Origin of the sequence: Micromonospora sp. NPDC002296, assembly GCF_040296145.1 — a bacterium.
Lineage (GTDB): Bacteria > Actinomycetota > Actinomycetes > Mycobacteriales > Micromonosporaceae > Micromonospora.
The window spans coordinates 1-22300 of the sequence record NZ_JBEOWQ010000064.1 but is presented as its reverse complement, the minus strand read 5'-3'; the positions used below and the strand labels follow the sequence as shown (position 1 = coordinate 22300).

The window sequence follows — 22300 nt, the reverse complement described above, 5'->3', positions numbered from 1 at the left end:
GTCGACCCGGCAGCCCCGGCCCTGGTCGCCGGGGCCGACACCCCGACCGGCGTGGCGCTGGCCCGGCACCTGGTCGGCGCGCACGACGCCGGCCGGCTGGTGCTGCTGCCCGCCGGTTCCCCGGACGACGCCGCCCTGGTCGACCTGGTCGCGGAGCTGACCGCAGCCGGCGCGACGGTCACCGTGCAGCGCCGCTCCGGCGCCGGTCGGCACCGGGCCGACGCCGCCGCGCCCCCCGCTGGCGACGAGCCGGTCGGCGCGGTCTTCCTCTGCCCGTCCGACGCCGACCTCGCGGACCCCGCCGGGGCCGCGCGGCTGGTCGCCCTCGCTGAGGCGCTGGACGCCCAGGCCCGGCACGCCGCCGTCACCGCGTTCACCGTCCTCGTCCCGGCGGCCCCGCTGCTCGGCGGGGCCGACCGGGAGCGGGCGGCGGCTGCCGTCGGCACCCTGCACACCCTGGTCGCCCGCCGCCGCGCGGCCGGCCTGCCCGCCCGGATGGTCGGCACGGCGGCCGACCCGGACCGCGCGGCGGGCGACACCGCCCGGATCGACCTCGCCGCGTTCGACGTCGCGCACGACGGCGACGACCTCGTCCTGCTCGCCCACCCGGCCGCCGCCGCGCACCCCGCCTGGCGGGGCCCCGCCGGGACCGACCCGGCCGACGAGCGGGACGCCGCCGAGCTGCGCCGCCGGGTAGCCGCGCTGACCACCGTGGAGGGCGACCGGATCCTGATCGACCTGGTCCGCGCCGCCACCGCCGAGGTCGCCGGCCTGCCCGGTCCGGGCGCGGTCCGCCCGGGTCGGGCCTTCAAGGAACTCGGCTTCACCTCCGTCGGCGCGGTCGCGCTGCGCGACCGGCTGGCCCGCGCCACCGGGGTACGGCTCTCCGCCACCGCCGCCTTCGACCACCCGAGCCCGGACGCCCTCGCCCGGCACCTCGCCGCCCGGCTGCGCGGCGCCACCCCGGCCGCCACCGCTCCGGGCGGACCGGCCGGCGGGGCCCCGTCGGACGACCCGGTGGTCGTCGTCGCCATGGCCTGCCGGCTGCCCGGCGGGGTCGCCTCCCCCGAGGAGCTGTGGGACCTCGTCGCCCAGGGCCGGGAGGGGCTCACCGGGTTCCCCGCCGAGCGGGGCTGGGACCTCGCCCACCTGTTCTCCGACGACCCCGACCAGCCCGGCACCTCGTACGTGCGGGTCGGCGGGTTCCTGCCCGACGCGGCGGACTTCGACGCCGCCCTGTTCGCGATCAGCCCCCGCGAGGCGCTGGCGATGGACCCGCAGCAGCGGCTGCTGCTGGAGACCTCCTGGGAGCTGTTCGAGCGGGCCGGTATCGATCCCACCTCGCTGCGCGGCAGCGCCACCGGCGTCTTCGCCGGCGTCATGCACCACGACTACGCCGCCAACCTGCGCCAGGCCCCACCCGGCACCGAGGGGTACCTCGGCGTCGGCACCGCCGGCAGCGTGGTCACCGGCCGGGTCGCGTACGCGCTCGGGCTGGAGGGCCCCGCCGTCACCGTCGACACGGCCTGCTCGTCGTCGCTGGTGTCGCTGCACCTGGCCGCTCAGGCGCTGCGCGCCGGGGACTGCACCCTCGCGGTGGCCGGCGGCGTGGCGGTGATGGGCACCCCGCAGGCGTTCGTCGAGTTCAGCCGGCAGCGCGGGCTCGCCCCCGACGGCCGGTGCAAGGCGTTCGCCGAGGGCGCCGACGGCACCGGCTGGTCCGAGGGCGTCGCCGTGCTGCTGCTGGAACGCCTCTCCGACGCCCGCCGCAACGGGCACCCCGTCCTCGCCGTGCTGCGCGGCAGCGCGATCAACTCCGACGGCGCGTCCAACGGGCTCACCGCCCCCAACGGGCCCGCCCAGGAACGGGTGATCCGCCGGGCGCTGGCCGCCGCCGGGCTCACCGTCGCCGACGTGGACGCCGTCGAGGCGCACGGCACCGGCACCCGGCTCGGCGACCCGATCGAGGCGCAGGCGCTGCTTGCCACGTACGGCGCGGGCCGGGGCGACGCCGCCCCGCTGCGGCTGGGCTCGCTGAAGTCCAACCTCGGCCACACCCAGGCCGCCGCCGGCGCAGCCGGGGTGATCAAGATGGTGCTGGCCATGCGGCACGGGACACTGCCGGCCACCCTGCACGTGGACGCCCCGACGTCCGAGGTGGACTGGTCCGCCGGAGCGGTCGAGCTGCTCACCGAGGCCCGCCCCTGGCCCGCGGTGGACCGGCCCCGGCGGGCCGGCATCTCCTCGTTCGGCATCAGCGGCACCAACGCCCACGTCATCGTCGAGGCGCCCCCCACCGCCCCGGAGCCCGCCCACCGCTCGGCCGGGGAGCCCGCACCGAGCGCCGCCGGGGACCGTTGCGGCCCGGTGCCGTGGCTGCTCTCCGGCGCCACCGGCGAGGCCCTGCGCGACCAGGCGGCCCGGCTGCTGAGCTGGCTCGACGGCCCCGGCGCCGACGCCGATCCGGCGGACGTCGGGCACGCCCTGGCCACCACCCGCGCCGCCCTGGAACACCGGGCCGTGGTGCTGGCCGGCGACCCGGCCGCCACCCGGTCCGGGCTGACCGCGCTGACCCGGGGCGACGCGGACCCCGACACCGTCGGCGTGCTCACCGGCCGGGTCGTCGACGGCCAGCTCGGCCTGCTCTTCGGCGGGCAGGGCGGCCAACGCCCCGGCATGGGCCGGGGACTGCGCGCGGCGTACCCGGTCTTCGCCGACGCGTTCGACGCGGCCTGCGCCGAACTCGACCGCGCCCTCGCCGGCCACGCCCCGCACCCCGTAGCGGACGTCACCCTCGCCGAGGCCGGCGGGGAACTGGCCGGCCTGCTCGACCAGACCCTGTACACCCAGCCGGCCCTGTTCGCGTTCGAGGTGGCGCTGTACCGGCTGCTGGAGTCCTGGGGCGTGCGCCCCGACGCGGTGCTCGGCCACTCCGTCGGCGAGCTGACCGCCGCGCACGTGGCCGGGGTGTTCTCCCTCGCCGACGCGGCGGCGCTGGTCGCCGCCCGGGCCCGGCTGATGCAGCAGCTCCCCGACGGGGGCGCGATGGTCGCCGTCGAGGCCGGCGAGGCCGAGGTGGCCCCGCACCTCACCGACCGGGTCGGGCTGGCCGCCGTCAACGGGCCGACCAGCGTGGTCCTCTCCGGTGACGCCGACGCCGTGCTGGCCGTCGCGGCCACCCTGCGCGCCGCCGGCCGGCGGACCAGCCGGCTGCGGGTGTCGCACGCGTTCCACTCGCCGCGCATGGAGCCGATGCTCGACGCGTTCCGCGCGGTGGCCGTCGGCCTCACCTACCGCACCCCGCACCTGCCGGTGGTGTCCAACCTGACCGGCGGGCCGGTCGACCCGGCCCGGCTCTGCTCGCCCGGGTACTGGGTGGCGCACGTGCGCGGCACCGTCCGCTTCCTCGACGGGATGCGCGCCCTGCACCGGCAGGGGATCAGCACGTTCCTGGAGGTCGGGCCCGGCGGCGTGCTCACCGCCATGGCGCAGGACTGCCTCGCCGCCGACGCCGGCGAGCTGGCCTTCGTCCCCGCCGTACGGACCGTCGACGACGAGCCGGACGCGCTGCTGGCCGCCGTGGCGCGGCTGCACGTGCGCGGCGCCGCCGTGGACCCGGCCGCCCTCGCCGGCCCCGGCCCGCACCGCCGGGTCGAGCTGCCCACGTACGCCTTCCAGCGCCGGCACTACTGGCTGCCCTACTCGGCGGTGGCCGGCGGCCCGACCGACGTCGGGCTGACCGACGCGGGGCACCCGCTGCTCGGCACGGTGCTGCCGGTTGCCGGCACCGGGCAGGTCGTCTGCACCGGCCGGATCGCCGCAGCCACCCACCCGTGGCTGGCCGCGTCCGCCGACGGCGTACCGCTGCTGCCCGCCACTGCCCTGCTGGACCTGCTCACCCACCTCGGCGAACTCCTCGACCTGCCCACCGTGGCGCGGCTGCGGGTCCCCGAGCCGGTGCCGCTGCCCGCCGAGCTGACCCTCGACGTGCAGGTCATCGTCGCCGGGCCGGACGAGCACCTGCGCCGGGTGGCACGCTGCCACGTACGGGCCGCCGACGGCCGGCCGTGGCGGGAGGTCGCCGAGGCGGTGCTCGCCCCGGCGGACCCCGCCGCCGGCCCGGTCACCGCCGTACCGGTGTGGCCGCCCACCGGCGCCCACCCCGTGGACCTGGACGCCCCGGAACACCGGGCGCTCGCCGGCGAGCTGGCCCGGGGCGCGTGGGTCGCCGCCGACCGGCTCTTCGTCGACGTACGCCTGCCCGAGGACGCCCGGGACTCCGACGCCGACCGGTACGGCGTGCACCCGCTGGTGCTGGACGCGGCCCTGCGGCTGCTCCCGCTCGCCGACTTCGCCACCGCCGGAGCGGACGTCGGAGTCGGAGCCGCCGGTCCCGCCGGTCCCGCCGGTCCCGCCGGTCCCGCCGCCCGGCCGATGGCCGTCGACTGGACCGGGGTGCGCCTGCGCGCCACCGGAGCCCACGCGCTGCGGGTCTGCCTCGCCCCCGCCGGGGCGGACGCGGTGAGCCTCAGCGCCGTCGACGACTCCGGGGCGTCGGTGCTCGACGTCGAGCGGGTGGTGCTGCGCGTCGTGACGCCGTCGCCCGCCGACGGCCCGCCCCCGCCGGCCGCCCCCGCCGGCCTGTACGCCGTCGACCGGTTGCCCGCCGCCGCCCCGGCCGCGCCGGTGCCCGCCTGGACCCTCGCCGACGGCAGCCCCCCGGACGGGCCGCTGCCGCCGGTGCTGGTGCTGCGGGTCGGCGACGGCGACCCGGGACGGCCGGTGCCCGACCGGGCGCACGCCGTCGGCCTCGACACCCTCGCCGTGCTGCGGCGCTGGCTGGACGACCCGCGCGCCGAGACCACCCGGCTCGCCCTCGCCGTGCGCGACGGCGACCCGGTGCACGCCCCGGTCGCCGGGCTGGTCCGGGTCGCCCAGGCCGAGCACCCCGACCGGTTCCTGCTGCTCAGTCTCGACGCGGGCGACGACGCGGCCGTCCGGGTGGCCCTGTCCGCCGGCCCCGACGAGCCCGAGGTGGCAGTCCGCGACGGCCGGGCCCTGCTGCCCCGGCTCCGCCCCGTCGAGCACCCCGCCGCCGGGCCCCTGCCGGCGCTGGCCGGCGGCACCGTGCTCGTCACCGGCGGCACCGGCGGGGTCGGCCGGCACGTCGCCACCCACCTCGCCACCGCGCACGGCGTCACCGAGCTGGTGCTGCTCAGCCGCACCGGCCGGTACGCCGACTGGATGGCCGCGCTCGCCGACGCCGGGGTGACCGTCCGGGCGGTCGCCGCCGACGTCGCCGACCGGGCCGCGCTCGCCGAGGTGGTCGCCCCGCTCGCCGACCGCCTCGTGGCCGTCGTGCACGCCGCCGGGGTCACCGACGACGCCCTGCTCACCGGCCTCGACGCGGCCCGCTGGGAGCGGGCCCTGCGGTCCAAGGTGCACGGCGCGTGGCACCTGCACGAGCTGACCGCCGGCCTCGACCTGGCCGCTTTCGTGCTGTTCTCCTCGGCATCGGCCATCTTCGGCAGCCCCGGCCAGGGCAACTACGCCGCCGGCAACGCGTTCCTCGACGCGCTCGCCGGGCACCGCCGCGCCCGCGGCCTGCCCGCCACCGCCCTGGCCTGGGGCCTGTGGGCCGAGGAGGCCGGGATGGCCGGCCGGCTCACCCCCGCCGACCTGGCCCGCCTCGCCCGGGGCGGCACCCGCCCCCTGGACACCGCCGCCGGACTGGCCCTGTTCGACGCCGCCCTGCACTCCGACCGGCCCGCGCTGGTGCCGATCGGGCTGGACCTGGCCGCCGTCCGGGCCTCCGGGGAGGTGCCCGCCCTGCTGCGGGCGCTGCTGCCCCCGCCGCCCCGCCGGGCCGTCAACGCCGACCCCGCTCCCGCGTCGGCCGCCGGGTTCGCCGACCGGCTGGCCGGGCTCGGCGAGCCGGAGCGGGCCGCCCTGCTGCTGGACCTGGTCCGCGCCCGCGCCGCCACCGTCGTCGGGCACGCCGGCCCGGAGCAGGTCGAGCCGCGCCGCCCGTTCAAGGAACTCGGCTTCGACTCGCTGATGGCCGTGGAGCTGAGCAACCGGCTCTCGGCCGGCACCGGCGTCCGGCTCGCCCCGCACGCCGTGTTCAACCACCCCACCCCGGAGCTGCTCGCCGCGCACCTGCACGCCCGGCTGCTCGGCACCGCCGCCACCGAGGTCGCCGACGCGAGCACCGTCGCCCTCGACGAACCCGTCGCGATCGTCGCCATGGCCTGCCGGTTCCCCGGCGGCATCGGCTCGCCGGAGGAGCTGTGGCGGCTGCTCGACGACGGCGGCGACGTCATCGGCGACCTGCCCACCGACCGGGGCTGGCCCGACCTGTACGACCCCGTCCACGGCACCCCCGGGCGGACGTACGTGCGCTCCGGCGGATTCCTCACCGGCATCGCCGACTTCGACGCCGCGTTCTTCGGCATCAGCCCCCGCGAGGCCCTGGCCATGGACCCGCAGCACCGGCTGCTGCTGGAGACCTCCTGGGAGGCGCTGGAGGGCGCCGGCATCGACCCGGGGACGCTGCGCGGCAGCCGCACCGGCGTGTTCGCCGGCACCCACGGCCAGGACTACGCCGACCAGATCGCCCCGGGCGCCGTCGCCGACGACGGGGAGACCATCGCCGACGAGGGCCACCTGCTCACCGGCACCGCCGGCAGCGTGCTGTCCGGCCGGGTCGCCTACTCCCTCGGGCTGGAGGGGCCGGCGGTCACCGTCGACACGGCCTGCTCGGCGTCCCTGGTGGCGTTGCACCTGGCCGCCCAGGCACTGCGCCAGGGCGACTGCGACCTGGCCCTGGCCGGTGGCGTGTCGGTGCTGTCCAGCCCGGCCGGGCTGACCGGTTTCAGCCGCCAGCGCGGCCTCGCCGCCGACGGCCGGTGCAAGCCGTTCGCCGAGGACGCCGACGGGTTCGGCATGTCCGAGGGCGTCGGGATGCTGGTGGTGGAGCGCCTGTCCGACGCCCGCCGCCGGGGCCACCCCGTCCTCGCGCTGGTCCGCGGCACCGCCGTCAACCAGGACGGCGCGTCCAACGGGCTGACCGCCCCGAACGGGCCGTCCCAGGAGCGGGTGATCCGGGCCGCGCTGAACGCCGCCGGGCTCACCCCCGCCGACGTGGACGCCGTCGAGGCGCACGGCACCGGCACCGCGCTCGGCGACCCGATCGAGGCCGAGGCGATCCTCGCCACGTACGGCCGGCGTCCCGCCGACGCCCCGCCGCTGCTGCTCGGCTCCGTCAAGTCCAACCTCGGCCACACGCAGGCCGCGGCCGGCGTCGCCGGGGTGCTCAAGATGGTCCTCGCCATGCGGCACGGGCGGCTGCCCCGCACCCTGCACGCCGAGCGGCGCACCTCCCGCGTCGACTGGGACTCCGGCTCGGTGGAGCTGCTCACCGAGGCCCGCCCGTGGCCCCGCGCCGACCGGCCCGCCCGGGCCGGGGTGTCCTCGTTCGGCATCAGCGGCACCAACGCCCACGTCGTCGTCGAGGCCGTGCCCGCGCCGGAGCCGATCGGGGCGTCGGAGTCCGTCGCCGACCCGACCGGGGCGCTGCCGTGGCTGCTGTCCGCGCGTACCCCCGAGGCGCTGGCCGGGCAGGCCCGCCGGCTGCGGGACCACCTGGCCGGACGGCCCGACCAGCGCCCGCTCGACGTGGCCTGGTCGCTGGCCACCACCCGGGCCGCGTTCGACTCCCGGGCGGTGCTCGTCGGCGGGGACCCGGACCGGATCGCCGCCGCCCTCGACGCGCTCGCCGACGGTCGGCCCGCCCCCGAACTGGTCCGGGGCGAGGCCGGGACCACCGGCAGGGTCGTCTTCGTCTTCCCCGGCCAGGGCTCCCAGTGGCTCGGCATGGGGCTGGAGCTGCTCGACCAGGCCCCCGTGTTCGCCGAGCGGATGGCCGCCTGCGACGCCGCGCTGCGGCCGTACCTGAACTGGTCGCTGCTGGACGTGCTGCGCCAGGCCCCCGGCGCGCCGAGCCTCGACCAGGTCGACGTGGTGCAGCCCGCCCTGTTCGCGATGATGGTGTCGCTGGCCGAGCTGTGGCGCTCGTACGGCGTGCGACCCGACGCCGTGGTCGGCCACTCGCAGGGCGAGATCGCCGCCGCCTGCGTCGCCGGGGTGCTCTCGCTGCCCGACGCCGCCCGGGTGGTGGCGCTGCGCAGCCGCGCGATCCGGGCCCTGGCCGGGCACGGGGCGATGGCCTCCGTGGCGCTGCCCGCCGACGTGGTCCGCGAGCGGGCCGCCCGGTACGGCGACCGGGTGGCGGTGGCCGCCGTCAACGGCCCGGCCGCCGTGGTGGTCTCCGGCGAGGAGGCCGCCGTGGAGGGGCTCCTCGCCGAACTGGCCGCCGAGCAGGCCCGGGTCCGCCGGATCGCCGTGGACTACGCCTCCCACTCCGCCCAGGTGGAGCGGATCCGCGACGAGCTGGCCGAGCTGCTGGCCGGCATCGCCCCCGGCCCGGCCGCCGTGCCGCTGTTCTCCACCACCGACCTGCGCTGGCTCGACGGCGAGGAGATGGGCCCCGACTACTGGTACCGCAACTTGCGCCAGCCGGTCGAGCTGCACCGGGCGGTGCTGGAACTGGCCGCCCAGGGCCACGACACGTACGTCGAGTGCAGCCCCCACCCGGTGCTCACCGTGGGCATCTCCGAGACCCTCGCCGACGGCGACGGCGACGGCACCGCCGCGGTGGTCGGCTCGGTGCAGCGCGACCAGGGCGACCGGGGCAGGTTCCTGCTCTCGGTGGCCCAGCTCCACGTGCGCGGCGTCGGCGTGGACTGGCAGCCCGCCCTGGCCGGGGGCCGGCACGTCGACCTGCCCACGTACGCGTTCGTCCACCGCCGCTACTGGCCCCGGCCGAGCGCCGGCCCCGGGGACGTCGGCGCGGCCGGCCTGGACGCCGCCGGGCACCCGCTGCTCGGCGCGTCCGTGGCGCTGGCCGAGGCGAAGGGGCACCTGTTCACCGGTCGGCTCTCGGCCGCAGCCCAGCCCTGGCTGGCCGACCACCGGGTGCTGGACGCGGTGCTGGTGCCCGGCACCGGCCTGGTGGAACTCTGCCTGCGGGCCGGCGACGAGGTCGGCTGTCCCGTCCTCGACGAACTGGTCATCGAGGCCCCGCTGGCCCTGCCGGCCGACGGCGCCACCCAGGTCCAGGTGGTTCTCGGCCCGGCCGACGACGACGGCCGCCGCCCGGCCACCCTGCACTCCCGGCCCGCCGGCGGGCCGGCCGACGCGCCGTGGACCCGGCACGCCAGCGCCACCCTGTCCGCCGACCGGTCCGCCGGGTCGGACGCGGCGGGGGAGCTGACCGAGTGGCCGCCGCCGCACGCCCGCCCCGTCGACCTGTCCGGCTTCTACGCCGGGCTCGCCGCCGACGGGTACGCGTACGGGCCGGCGTTCCAGGGGCTGCGCGCCGTGTGGACCAGCGGTGACGAGGTGTACGCCGACGTGGAGCTGCCCGCCGCGCAGCGCGCCGACGCCGACCGGTACGGCCTGCACCCGGCCCTGTTCGACGCAGCCCTGCACGCCGCGCACTTCGGCGGGCTCGCCGAGGCCGGTGCGGGGCAGCTGCTGCTGCCGTTCGCCTGGAACGGCGTCACCCTGCACGCCTCCGGCGCCACCGCGCTGCGGGTCCGCCTGACCCAGGTCGCCCCGTACGCCGTCGCGCTGACCGTCGCCGACCCGACGGGCGCTCCGGTCGCCGACGTGGACGCCCTGACGATGCGGCCGATCGCCGCCGGCGAGCTGACCCGAACCGACGACCGGGCCACCCGGGACGCCCTGTTCCGCCTCGACTGGACCCCCCTGCCGCCCGCCGACGACGCCCCGCCGGTCACCGCCGTGGCGCTCACCGCCGGCACCCCCGGCACCGAGGGCTCTGCCGGTGATGCCGGCACCGAGGGCTTCGCCGGGCCGGCCGGCCTCGACGGCTTTGCCGGGTACCCCGGGCTGGACGCCCTCGCCGCCGCCGTCGACGCGGGCCTCGACCTGCCCTCGGCGGTCCTCGCGCCGCTGTGCACGGCACCCGCCGTGCCCGCGCCGGAGGCGGCCCGACACGCCACCGTCCGGGCCCTCGACCTGGTCCGGCGCTGGCTCACCGAGCCGCGCTGGGCGGCGGCCCGGCTGGTGCTGGTCACCCGCGGAGCGGTCGCCGTGCACAGCACCGCCGAACTGGTCGATCCGGCCGCCGCCGCGGCGTGGGGCCTGGTCCGCTCGGCCCAGTCGGAGCACCCCGACCGGCTGGTGATCGTCGACGTCGACCGGGACGGGCTCGGGGCCGACCAGCTCGCCGCCGTGCTCGCGGCCGGCGAGCCGCAGGCGGCGCTGCGCGGCGGCGTCGGGTACGTCCCCCGGCTGGCGCGCGCCGGCTCGACGGGCGAACTCACCCCGCCGGCCGCGCCCGCCTGGCGGCTGGACGCGCCGGTGCGCGGCAGCCTGGAGAACCTCACCCTGGTCCCGACGGACGCCGCCGACGCCGTCCTCGGCCCGCTCGACGTGCGGGTCCGCGTCCGCGCCGCCGGCCTGAACTTCCGCGACGTGCTCAACGCGCTCGGGCTCTACCCCGGTGACGCCGGGCCGCTCGGCGGCGAGGGCGCGGGCGAGGTGGTCGAGGTGGGCGGCGAGGTCACCGACCTGCGCCCCGGCGACGCCGTGTTCGGGGTGTTCGTCGGCTGCTTCGGGCCGCTCGCCGTCACCGACCGCCGGCTGCTCGCCCCGATGCCGGCCGGCTGGTCGTACGTGCAGGCCGCCTCCGTGCCGGTGGTGTTCCTGACCGCGTACCACGGGCTGGTGAACCTGGCCGGGCTCCGGCGCGGCGAGTCCGTGCTGGTGCACGCCGCCGCCGGCGGGGTCGGCATGGCCGCCGTGCAGCTCGCCCGCCACCTCGGCGCCGAGGTGTACGCCACCGCCAGCCCCGCCAAGTGGGACGCGCTGCGCGCGCTCGGCCTCGACGACGAGCACCTGGCGTCGTCGCGCACCCTCGACTTCGAGGCCCGGTTCCGTGCCGCCACCGGCGGCCGGGGCGTCGACGTGGTGCTGGACTCGCTGGCCCGCGAGTTCGTCGACGCGTCGCTGCGGCTGCTGCCGCGCGGCGGCCGGTTCGTCGAGATGGGCAAGACCGACATCCGCGACCAGCGGACGGTCGCGGCCGACCACCCGGGCGTCGACTACACGGCGTTCGACCTGACCCTGTCCGACCCCGACGAACTCCAGCGGATGCTCGTCGACCTGCTCGGGCTCTTCGAACGGGGCGCGCTCGCCCCGCTGCCCACCCAGGTCTGGGACGTGCGCCAGGCGCCGGAGGCGTTCCGGTACGTCAGCCAGGCCCGGCACGTCGGCAAGGTGGTGCTCACCACGCCACGCCCGTGGGACCCCGACGGCACCGTGCTGCTCACCGGCGGCACCGGCACGTTGGGCCGGCTCGTCGCCCGCCGGCTCGTCGAGACCCACGGCGCGCGGCGGCTGCTGCTGGTCAGCCGGCGCGGCGCAGACGCGCCGGGTGCGGCCGAGGCGGCCGACGAGCTGCGCGCGCTGGGTGCCGACGTCGCCCTCGCCGCCGCCGACGTGGCGGACCGGGACAGCCTGGCCCGGGTGCTGGACGCGGTGCCGCCCCGGCACCCGCTGACCGCCGTCGTGCACCTCGCCGGGGTGCTCGACGACGGGGTGGTCACCGCCCTCACCCCGCAACGCGTCGACACCGTCTTCGCGCCCAAGCTCGACGCCGCCTGGCACCTGCACGAACTCACCCGCCACCTCGACCTGGCCGGGTTCGTGCTGTTCTCCTCCGGGGCCGGGGTGTTCGGCGTGCCCGGCCAGGGCAACTACGCCGCCGCCAACGCGTTCCTCGACGCCCTCGCGCAGGCCCGGCGCGCCGCCGGCCTGCCCGGCCGGTCGCTGGCCTGGGGACTGTGGGAAGAGGCCAGCGAGATGACCGCGAAGCTGGACCGCGCCGACCCCCGGATCACCGCCCGCGACGGGCAGCTCGCCATCCCCTCGGACCTGGGGCTGGCCCTGTTCGACGCGGCGCTGCGGACCGCCGAGCCGGTGCTGGTGCCGACCCGCATCGACGTCGCCGCCCTCACCGAGCGGGTCGCCCGACCCCCGGCCCTGCTGCGCGGGCTGGTGCGGCGGGAGCGGCGCAGCGCCCGGTCGGCCACCCCGGCGACCGGCGGCCGGACCCTCGCCGACGAGCTGGCGGCGCTGGCCGCCGACGACCGTCCCGGCCTGCTCGTCGACCTGGTGCGCGAGCAGGCGGCGAGCGTGCTGGGGCACGGCAGCCGGGCGGCGGTCGCCCCCGACCGGGCGTTCAGCCAGATCGGCTTCGACTCGCTGACCGCCGTCGAGCTGCGCAACCGGCTCGGCGAGGCGACCGGCCTGCGGCTGCCCGCCACGCTGATCTTCGACTATCCCGACCCGACCGCTCTGGCCGGCTACCTGCTCGCCCAGCTCGTCCCGGACGGCGGCCCGGCGCTGCCGCCGGTCCTCACCGACCTGGAGAACCTGGAACGGTCGCTGGCCGAGGCGACCCTGGAGGCGGAGCTGCACGCCCAGATCGGCTCCCGGCTGGAGGTGCTGATGGCCAAGTGGCGGACCATGCGCACCGGGCCGGGGGGCGATCCCGGCCCCGACCTGGACATCGACGGCGCCAGCGACGACGAGATCTTCGACCTCATCGACTCCGAACTCGGACTCTGACGACCGGCCGGCGGCCCGCCCGTTGCGCCGACCGGCCGGAGTCCCGCCCCGACACCCGACCCCACGCGAGGAACCGATACCGATGCTGATGACCGACGTCCTGATCGTGGGCTACGGCCCGGTGGGTGAGATGCTCACGATCCTGCTGGCGCAGCGAGGTCTCACCGTCACGGCCGTCGAACGGTGGGAGACCCCGTACAACTTCCCGCGCGCCGTCTCCTACGACGGCGAGGCGAGCCGGATCCTGGCCGCCGCCGGGGTCGCCGACCGCCTCGGCCCCGTCGTCGAGTCGTCCGGGGAGTACACGTTCCGCAACGGATTCGGCCGGACCCTGTTGCACGTCAAGGTCGCCGGCGACGGGCCGATGGGCTGGCCCGACTCGGTCTCCTTCTACCAGCCCGGCCTGGAGGCGGTGCTCGCCGAGCGGGGCACGGAGCTGCCCGGGGTCACCGTGCTGCGCCCGTACGTGGTGACGGCGCTGGCCGAGCACGACGACCGGGTCGAGGTCACCATCGACGGGCCGGAGGGCCCGCAGGTCCGGGCGGCCCGCTGGGTGGTGGGCTGCGACGGCGCCAACAGCTTCGTCCGGAAACACCTCGGCGGCACCGTGACCGACCTCGGCTTCACCCACGACTGGCTGGTCTGCGACGTGGTGCCGAACGAGGCCCGCGAGTTCAAGCCCAACAACCTTCAGGTCTGCGACCCGGCCCGGCCCCGTACCGCCGTGTCCGCCGGCCCCGGGCACCGGCGGTGGGAGTTCATGCGGGTGCCCGGCGAGAGCCGCGAGGAGTTCGAGAGCGTCGACAGCGTCTGGCGGCTGCTCGGGCTCTTCGACATCACCCCGGACAACGCCACGCTGGAGCGGTACGGCGTCTACACCACCCAGGCGTGCTCCGCCGACCGGTGGCGCTCCGGCCCGATCCTCCTCGCCGGCGACGCGGCGCACGTGATGCCCCCGTTCATGGGGCAGGGGATGAGCTCCGGGTTCCGCGACGCGCTCAACCTCGCCTGGAAGCTGGACCTGGTGCACCGGGGGCTGGCCGACGAGGCGCTGCTCGACACGTACCAGCAGGAACGCTGCGCGCACGTGCAGCACGCCATCAAGATGTCGATGGACTCCGGAACGGTGATCTGCGAGACGGACCGCACCGCCGCCGCCGGACGGGACTCGATCATGCTGGCCGAGCTGCGCCGCCGTACCACCCGCGCCCGGACCCGGTCCCTGCTGGAGGCCCTGGTCAGCGGCGTGCTGCACCGGCCTGACGGCTCCGTCGGCCCCGGTGCCGGCGAGCCGATGCCGCAGGGACACGTCGAGGTCGACGGCCGCACCGGGCTCTTCGACGACGTCGTCGGCACCGGCTTCGCCCTGATCTGCGCGGAGGATCCCGCGGAACTGCTCGACGCGGACGCGCGGGCGTTCCTGGACTCCCTCGGCGCCCGGCTGGTGCGGGTCGTCCCCGCCGGTGCCCCCGCAGCCGGCGCCGGGACGACGGTCGAGGACCTCGACGACGTCTACCTGTCCCACCTGAAGCGGCACGACGCGGCGGCGGTGCTCGTCCGGCCCGACTTCTACGTCTTCGGCACGGCGGCCGACCCGGCCGCCGTGCCCGCTCTCGTCGACGACCTGCGTCAGCAGGTCCGACGCGGCTGATCGACAGCCGACCCATTCCGGAAGGAGCACCATGCTCGACAACCTGAAGATCGCGGCGAGGGCCATCCGAACCGTCTTCACCGCCGACCCCGTCACCCGGGTCCGGCGCTTCTACGAGATCCAGGCCCCCGACGTGGAGTTCGCGGCCCGCCGCACCCACTACATGAACGTCGGCTACTGGGAGGACGGCGTCACAGACATCGACGACGCCGCCGAGGCGCTGGCCGGCAAGCTCGCCGACGCCGCCGGCCTGAAGCCGGACGACACCATCCTCGACGTCGGGTTCGGCTACGCCGACCAGGACTTCAGCTGGCTGCGCTCGGGCCGCGTCGGCAAGGTCGTCGGGCTCAACATCACCCCGCACCACATCGAGGCGGCCCAGCGGCGGGCGCAGGAGGAGGGGCTCGCCGACCGGACCGACTTCCAGCTGGGCAGCGCCACCGAGCTGCCGTTCCCCGACGCCACCTTCGACCGGGTCGTCGCCCTGGAGTCGGCGTTCCACTTCTACCCGCGCAGCGCGTTCTTCGCCGAGGCGCTGCGGGTGCTCAAGCCCGGCGGCGTCCTCGCCACCGCCGACATCATCCCGGTCAGCGAGAACGTGGTCCGGGCCGCCATCCAGTCGGGCCCGCTGAGCTTCGTCAAGTTCAGCATCCCCAAGGAGAACTGGCACGACCGCGAGACGTACGCCCAGCAGCTCGCCGACGCCGGCTTCGACCGGCCCGAGGTGCAGTCCATCAAGGACCACACCTGGGAGGGCTGGCGGCGCTACATGGCCGACCGGACCAACGACCCGGATTTCCAAGCCGCCGTCAAGCCGGCCGTGCGCAAGAGCATGGCATCGCACTGGAAGAACCAGGACCTGATGAAGCGCGAGCTGGCCAACCTCGACTACGTGATCGCGGTCGCCCACAAGCGCTGAGCGCGCACCGGGCCGAGGGCCCGCCGACCGGTCGACGGTCGACGGGCCCTCGCCCGACTGAGCAGCATGGGGCTGACGCCTGATGTCGGACGGCGCCGGTTGCTTCAGCGCACTCACCTGCCGCCGGTCGGGGGTTCAGTCCGAAGAGCTGTAGAACCCCCGTCGCCGCCGGATCAGTTGCACCAGCCGCCGTGAGGTCCGCCTCCCGTACAGCTACCTCGGCGCCGGCGATCGCGCTGGTGCCAACTGCACCGGACAACCCGCCGTGCACTCCCACTACGCCGATGACCACTGACCACACCGACGACGTCCGCACATGCCGCTGACAACGCTCGGAGACGACCGGATTTGCCGAGATGCGGTCGTTTGCTCGGCTTCCGGCCCCGTTACGGATGATTGGTGTGCGCTGCGTCCCCGTGCCGCTGTTCATCATCCAGGAGACCAAACCGGCACTGAGGCTGCTGGACTGGCCCGGGCTGTACTGCGCGGCGGTCACTGCCGCCATGGTGGTCCACCTGGCCGGTCGAGTATCCAGTCGTCCATCTCGCACACTGCCATGGTCACTGGCGCTCACCCTGCTCGCCGCAACCACGATCGCCCTGCGGACCGTAACCCTGCTCGACTACAGCGACCAGGCACAGGACACAACACTTGCCACAATCGCTTCAGTGCAGGTCATCGCCGTCCTAGCGGTGGGCGTACCGCTTGCCGTGCTGGCCGCCCGAGCACTGCGCCGACTTCCACCAATCCCCGCCGCCGCCCCAAGACCCACCACAGCGGCCGAATAGGAACTCGCCAAACCTCGGCGTCAGGGCCCCGAGAACTCAGGACCGGCATCCGGGCGGTCGCCGGATCCGCCCGGCACGATCACGGCGAGGACGACGTCCGCCCGCGCCCGTGTGGGGTCCGGCTGCGGCGCCTGTCCGCAGGCAAGCGCCACGGGTCAGGTAGCGCGATGGTGGCGGAAAGCCGCCGGGTGGCCGCCTGCGATCAAGGCGCTACCGCCGGGCGGCGGCGGCCCGCTGGCGTGCCGATTCGTACAGCACGACAGTCGCGGCGGTCGCCGCGTTCAGGGAGCTGGCGGACCCGAACATGGGGATCCGGACGAGCTGGTCGCATGCCTCGCGCCAGCCGGAGCTGAGGCCGGTGGTCTCGTTGCCGATCAACGTCAGGGTGGGTTGTGTGAAGTCGTACTCGGCGGCGTCCAGGATGCCGCGCTCATCGGTTCCCATGATGCTCATGCCGATGCCGTCGGCGCGGACGTCAGCGACCCAGGATAGAACGGCCTGGTGGGAGGGCACCCGGACCACGGGCAAGGCGAACAGCGAGCCGGTGCTCGCCCGGACCGCCTTCGGGTCGTACACGTCGGCGGCGTGGCCGGTGACGATGACGCCGCCGGCGCCGAAGGCGTCCGCCGACCGAACGAGGGTCCCGATATTGCCGGGGCTGGTGGGCCGATCGAACACGACGGTGAGCATGGTCGGACCGACCGGGATACGGCGCAGGTTGTCCTCCGGCAGCGCGACCACGGCCAGCAGCTCCGGAACCGTGTCTGCCTTACCTCCCAGTTCGTGCATCAGTTCACGCGAGACGGCGAACCTCTCGGCCCGGACTGTGTCCAGGGCGTCGCGTGCCCAGCCGGACAGCTGAGTGCCGGTGTCGTAGAGCAGCTCCCGGATCTGCCAACCGTGTTCGACGGCCATGGTGATCGGGCGCACGCCCTGCACGAGGAACTCGCCGCGTCGCTGCCGCTTGGTCCGATTGTCGAGGAGAGCTTTCCATTGCTGGAACCGCGCATTGCGGCCACTCACTCGCAGAACCACTACCAACCCCGCCTCCGTCGCACGTAGCCCGCCCATGCCCTGCCTGCCACACTTCACTGCTCTCGGGGGCGCTGTGCCGGATGCCGGCCGGGATCCGCCACGCACGCCTTCTTCCGGCACCGCACCGGCCGCCGGCAACCTCACCGGCGCCGCGCCTTGGACCTCACCCTGGCTCCCCGAGGTTTCCGACAAGCCCCTGGCCAGGCGCTCAGGAACGGACGGAGCAGGTCGCCCCGGCGTCGCGGTCGGTGCCGTCCCCGGCCGGACCGAGGGAGTCCTGTCCGAGACCCCGGCGAATCGCGATCTCTACGGGTGAATAAGCGCCGTCGGCCCGCTCCAGTTCGTACGGTGCGGCTGGCATCAGCGGCGGTTGGGCCATGAAGCGAGGCCGCGCTCCGTGGTGCGGTTGCGCCGCGTGCACCAGGAACGGATGACACAGGAAGACGTCGCCCGGAGATCCGGTGGCGAGGGCGATCGGCCGGTGCTCGGACGCCGCCACCAGGTCGGGCGCAAGGACCAGTCCGCTCGCTCCGTCCTCCCCGTACTTCTCCAGCACCTTCGGCACGTCGAGGTGTGAGCCGACCCGGATCCGGGTCGGGGCGTCCTTCTCACCGACGTCACTGAACAGGAACAGCATCAGCAGTGCCCGGCCCCGGGAGCGCACATTGGTGAAGTACCAGCTCTCGCCCTCCGGCAGATAGCTGCCCTCGATGTGCCAGCCCGCGTCGTCCGGCTCCTCTTCGTGCGGGAAGCGCAGCGGGAACGTGCCCAGCGAGTAGCGCGGCTCCCAGCGTCCCGCGCCGACGAGCAGGTCGTACGCGTGATGGAGGAACGGGGAGTTGGGAGCGGCGGCGAACGGCCCCTGTGCCATGCCGGGCACCCAGTGCACGGGCTGCGTCCACGTCGCTGGATAGTCCGGGTCGCAGCCCGTCTCCCGCCACAGCAGCCCCGCGCAGTCCGCTGCCACGCGCGGGGCGACGGCACCCTCCAGCTTTACGAAGCCGTCGCGAAGAAAGCGGGACACCAAGGTCGTGTCATCCATGCCCCCATCGTGCGGCGGCGCCGGTCTCGATCACCCGACATTTTCCACGCCGCTTTTGTCGGGTGCCCACCGGTGCGCTGCTACCAAGGTGACGTCGGACGGAGGCTTGACGATCTCGGCACTTCGCCTGACCGTCGAAGGGAGCGAACACGTGGACACCCGCATCGTCGACCATCCCGAGTTCCGGCTCGTGGGGCACGCGGCCCGCGTTCGGCTGGTCCGTCAAGGCATCAACCCGCACATCCAGCGGCACATCACCGCACTGCCGACGGAGGAGCACCTGCGCTTGAAGGCTCTCGGCAACACTGAGCCGAGCGGCCTGCTCGCGGTCAGCGACGACCTTGACCCCGACTACGCCGAGGGCAGCGAGCTGACCTACCTTCACGGGGTCGCCGTGGCCCCGGGTACGCCGGTCCCCGGCGGCCTCGACATCATCGAAGTTCCGGCCGGCAGATGGGTGGTCATCCGGACCACGGGGCCGCACCCGCAGACCCTGCAGAAGGCCTGGGCCATGGCCGCAGCCGCGTGGTTCCCGTCCAACCCGTGGCGTCTGCGGCCAGGTCCGGAAATCGTCGCGGTGCTTGAGCCTACGAACGACTTCAGCACCGCGACCTGTGAACTCTGGCTGCCCGTCGAACCGGCGTAACGATCCAGACAGCATCAGGGGCCCGGCCCGGCGGCCAACAGGATGGCCCGGCCGCGGCAACCGAGCGCGAATATCCGGATCTGCCGCCGATCGGGCGTTGGCATTCGTTGATCAGGTCGGACGGGGTTGCCCAGCCGGTTGCAGACGGTGGGCCGACATGCCTTCGTCTGATGTGTCAGGATTCCGCTGTGGCAGTGATCGAGGTGGTCATGGGTGACATCACGCGGGAGAACGTGGACGTCATCGTCACCGCCGCGAATGAGTCCCTTCTGGCCTCCTGCTACCGCAGGAGCCTGCAGATCGCCGATGAACTCGACGCCCGGATCGTGGCCTTCCCCGCGATCGCGACCGGCGTGTATGGGTTCCCTCCCGACCAGGCCGCCCGGATCGCCGTAGCGACGATCAGGTCCGCACCGACGAACGTTCAACGGGTACGACTCGTCGCATTCGACGAAGAAGCCCGAAAGCACCTACAGGCCGCGATGGCAGGCACAGGCTGAGCCGTCCGGGTCTGCCGCGACCCGCGCTCTCGCCGAGCTGCACAACCCCGTCGGCTGGGTGGCGCACGATCTCGACGATCACGACATGGCGCGCCGGCACCTCACCCAGAGCCTCGTCCTGGCCCGGCGGACTGACTCGCTGCCGCTGCCGGTCAACACGCTGTATCGCCTCGGGCGGGTCAGTCTGCACCAGGAGCAGCCGGCTGAAGCGCTTCAGCTGTTCGGCCTTGGGCAGCTCGCGGCGCAGCAAGTACCCGCCGTCGAGCAGCTCAGCAGCCAGCCGGACCCGACGTCGTACTGGCCGGGGACATCCACGGATACGCCCGTCGGTCAGCGGGCCGGGGTCGCCGCCAGGGCCGTCGAGATGGCCCGCAGCACCGCGGCCTGCTGGTCGGCCAGGAAGAAGTGGCCGCCGGGGTAGACCTTCAGGTCGAACGGGCCGGTGGTGTGGGTCGACCAGGCGCGCGCCTCGTCGACCGTGGTCTTCGGGTCGTTGTCGCCGGTGAAGACGGTGATCGGGCAGCTCAGCGGCGGCCCGGGCCGGTAGGCGTACGTCTCGGCGGCCCGGTAGTCGCTACGGATGGCCGGCAGCGCGGCACGCAGCAGTTCCTGGTCACCGAGGATGGCGGCGTTGGTGCCGCTCAGCTTGCGCACGTCCGCCAACAGGCCCTCGTCGTCGAGCAGGTGCACCGTCTCGTCCCGGGGGCAGGACGGCGCGCGGCGGCCGGAGGCGAACAGGTGGGCGGGCGACCCGCCGTCCTGCTCGATCAGCCGGGCCAGCTCGAAGCCGACGCTCGCGCCCATGCTGTGACCGAAGATCGCCACCGGCTCGTCGAGCCACGGCCGCAGCACGGAGTGAACCTCCCGGGCCAGCTCGTGGATGTCGCCGATGCACTTCTCCTGCCGCCGGTCCTGCCGCCCCGGATACTGGATCGACAGCACCTCCAGGGTGGGGGAGAGGCTGCGGGACACGGGGAAGTAGAAACTGGCCGAGCCGCCGGCGTGGGGCAGGCACACCAGCCGCCTGGTGCCGCTCGGCGCCGGGTGGAAGCGTCGCACCCACAGGCCGTTGTCGGTTTCTGGCGTGGTCATCCTTGTGCGGTCCTTCCGGCGGTGAAATCGCTGACCCGATCGGCGCGGACCCGGTCGAGGCGACGCTAATGCGGTGGACCGGGGCCGGACACCCCTAGCTGCCGCTACGCACGGTTAGGGGTTGTCCCACCTTACGCGCACCCAATAACTTCTCCCCGCAGATGGGGATCCTCGTGGCTCTCGGCCGAGCGAGCCGAACGACAGATACAGGTGTCGCCTGAGAACGACTGCGCATTCGTACCGTCGCCTACGTCGAGGCTCCGCCGTGCATCGCGATGGGCTGGGTTGATGGACACCGAAGACAAGCTCCGGGAGTACCTGAAGAGAGTCACCGCCGATCTGCGGCGGACCCGGCAACGCCTACGCGACGTCGAGGCCGAGGCGCAGCAGCCGATCGCCATCGTCGGCATCGGGTGCCGGTTTCCCGGCGGGGTGCGCTCGGCCGAACAGCTCTGGGACCTCGTCGCCGCGGGCGGTGACGCGATCACCTCGTTCCCGGCTGACCGGGGCTGGGACCTCGGGACGCTGTACGACCCCGAGCGCTCCCGGCAGGGCACCTCCTCCGTCCGCGAGGGAGGCTTCCTCCCCGACGCCGCCGAGTTCGACGCCCGGCTGTTCGGGGTGTCGCCCCGCGAGGCCCTCGCGATGGACCCCCAGCAGCGCCTGCTGCTGGAGACGTCCTGGGAGGCCGTCGAGTCGGCGGGCATCGACCCCACCAGCCTCAAGGGCGGCCGGGTCGGCGTCTTCGCCGGCATGACCCACAGCGGGTACGCCCAGCCGCCCGACGCGCCGCCCGCCGGGGTGGTGGACTACCTCGGCCTCGGGAACGTGGGCAGCATCGCCTCCGGCCGGGTGGCGTACACGTTCGGCTTCGAGGGGCCGGCGGTGACGCTCGACACCGCCTGCTCGTCCTCCCTCGTCGCGCTGCACCTCGCGGTGCGGGCGCTGCGTTCCGGGGAGTGCGACCTGGCGCTCGCCGGTGGCGTGACGGTCATGCCGACCCCGGCGGTGTTCGTCGACTTCTCCCGGCAGGGCAACCTCTCCCCGGTGGCCCGGTGCCGGGCCTTCGCCGAGGCCGCCGACGGCACGGCGCTCGCCGAGGGCGTCGGCGTGCTCCTCGTGCAGCGGTTGTCGGATGCGCGGCGGGATGGTCGTCGGGTGCTGGCGGTGGTGCGGGCCACGGCGGTGAATCAGGACGGTGCGTCGAACGGGCTCACCGCGCCGAACGGGCCGTCGCAGCAGCGGGTGATCCGGCAGGCCCTCGACAGCGCAGGGCTGTCGTCGGGGGACGTGGACGTGGTGGAGGCGCACGGCACGGGCACCACGCTGGGTGACCCGATCGAGGCGCAGGCGTTGCTGGCCACCTACGGGCAGGGTCGGGACGAGCCGCTGCTGCTGGGGTCGGTGAAGTCGAACATCGGTCACACCCAGGCCGCCGCCGGCGTCGCGGGGATCATCAAGATGGTCCTCGCCATGCGGCACGGGGTGGTGCCGGCGACCCTGCACGTCGACGAGCCGTCGTCGCACGTGGACTGGTCGTCGGGCGCGGTGGAGCTGGCGACGCGGGCGAGGCCGTGGCCGGGGGAGGGCCGGCCGCGCCGGGCGGGGGTGTCGTCGTTCGGCATCTCCGGCACCAATGCGCACGTGATCCTGGAACAGCCCGAGGACGAGCCCGAGCCCGAGGAGGAGCCGGTCCCGCAGGCGCGGGCGGTTCCCGGGCTGCCGGTGCCGTGGGTGGTGTCGGGTCGTTCGGAGCGGGCCCTGCTTGGTCAGGCGGCGCGGTTGGCGTCGTTCGCGCGGGGCCGGTCCGACCTGGTGGCGGTGGATGTGGCGTGGTCGTTGGTGTCGTCGCGGGCGGCGTTGGAGCACCGTGCGGTGGTGTGGGGTTCGGGTGTGGGCGAGCTGGT

The 22300-nt window shown here is 75.2% G+C and carries 9 protein-coding genes and 1 pseudogene; 7 read left to right on the top strand and 3 right to left on the bottom strand.

The features are described from left to right. Positions 1 to 51: 51 nt before the first annotated feature. The 4 genes and pseudogenes from ABT023_RS26925 to ABT023_RS26910 all read left to right on the top strand — a co-directional run. A pseudogene (locus ABT023_RS26925) lies at positions 52 to 12720 on the top strand (SDR family NAD(P)-dependent oxidoreductase); the annotation flags it as partial. An 82-nt stretch (positions 12721 to 12802) separates the two neighbouring features. Further along, entirely contained in the window at positions 12803 to 14371 is a 1569-nt protein-coding gene (mhpA, locus tag ABT023_RS26920) for a bifunctional 3-(3-hydroxy-phenyl)propionate/3-hydroxycinnamic acid hydroxylase MhpA (RefSeq protein WP_350889262.1), read from the top strand. A gap of 31 nt (positions 14372 to 14402) precedes the next feature. Beyond that, positions 14403 to 15290, top strand: a complete 888-nt coding sequence (locus ABT023_RS26915) for an SAM-dependent methyltransferase (RefSeq protein ID WP_350889260.1) — start codon at positions 14403 to 14405, stop codon at positions 15288 to 15290. Positions 15291 to 15706: 416 nt separating this feature from the next. Continuing rightward, a complete protein-coding gene (locus ABT023_RS26910) occupies positions 15707 to 16078 on the top strand; it encodes a hypothetical protein (RefSeq protein ID WP_350889258.1) in 372 nt (123 codons plus the stop codon). Positions 16079 to 16288: 210 nt separating this feature from the next. On the opposite strand, the gene ABT023_RS26905 is transcribed toward ABT023_RS26910, so the two are convergent. Next, positions 16289 to 17119, bottom strand: a complete 831-nt coding sequence (locus ABT023_RS26905; protein ID WP_350889264.1) for a TrmH family RNA methyltransferase — start codon at positions 17117 to 17119, stop codon at positions 16289 to 16291. A gap of 202 nt (positions 17120 to 17321) precedes the next feature. Beyond that, entirely contained in the window at positions 17322 to 18155 is an 834-nt protein-coding gene (locus ABT023_RS26900) for a phytanoyl-CoA dioxygenase family protein (protein ID WP_350889256.1), read from the bottom strand. An 88-nt stretch (positions 18156 to 18243) separates the two neighbouring features. On the opposite strand from ABT023_RS26900, the gene ABT023_RS26895 reads away from it, so the two are divergent. After that, complete coding sequence (locus ABT023_RS26895) at positions 18244 to 18801, top strand: GyrI-like domain-containing protein (protein ID WP_350889255.1); 558 nt, start codon at positions 18244 to 18246, stop codon at positions 18799 to 18801. Between the two features lie 188 nt (positions 18802 to 18989). Next, positions 18990 to 19301 (top strand): macro domain-containing protein, encoded by a 312-nt coding sequence (locus ABT023_RS26890; RefSeq protein ID WP_350889253.1) that lies wholly within the window; start codon positions 18990 to 18992, stop codon positions 19299 to 19301. Between the two features lie 330 nt (positions 19302 to 19631). Here the strand turns inward: ABT023_RS26890 and ABT023_RS26885 are convergent, their stop codons facing one another. Next, positions 19632 to 20393 carry a thioesterase II family protein gene (locus ABT023_RS26885; RefSeq protein WP_350889251.1) on the bottom strand — a complete coding sequence of 254 codons (762 nt, stop codon included), beginning with the start codon at positions 20391 to 20393 and terminating at the stop codon, positions 19632 to 19634. A 285-nt stretch (positions 20394 to 20678) separates the two neighbouring features. Here ABT023_RS26885 and ABT023_RS26880 point away from each other — a divergent pair. After that, positions 20679 to 22300, top strand: a 1622-nt coding sequence (locus tag ABT023_RS26880) for a type I polyketide synthase (protein WP_502890766.1), incomplete at its 3' end; no start/stop codon positions are given.

What these genes read in the sequence shown, in the direction of transcription:
- ABT023_RS26885 (WP_350889251.1), bottom strand. Translation starts at nt 20,393, where the DNA reads ATGACCACGCCAGAAACCGACAACGGCCTGTGGGTGCGACGCTTCCAC.
- ABT023_RS26900 (WP_350889256.1), bottom strand. Translation starts at nt 18,155, where the DNA reads ATGGATGACACGACCTTGGTGTCCCGCTTTCTTCGCGACGGCTTCGTA.
- mhpA (WP_350889262.1), top strand. Translation starts at nt 12,803, where the DNA reads ATGCTGATGACCGACGTCCTGATCGTGGGCTACGGCCCGGTGGGTGAG.
- ABT023_RS26915 (WP_350889260.1), top strand. Translation starts at nt 14,403, where the DNA reads ATGCTCGACAACCTGAAGATCGCGGCGAGGGCCATCCGAACCGTCTTC.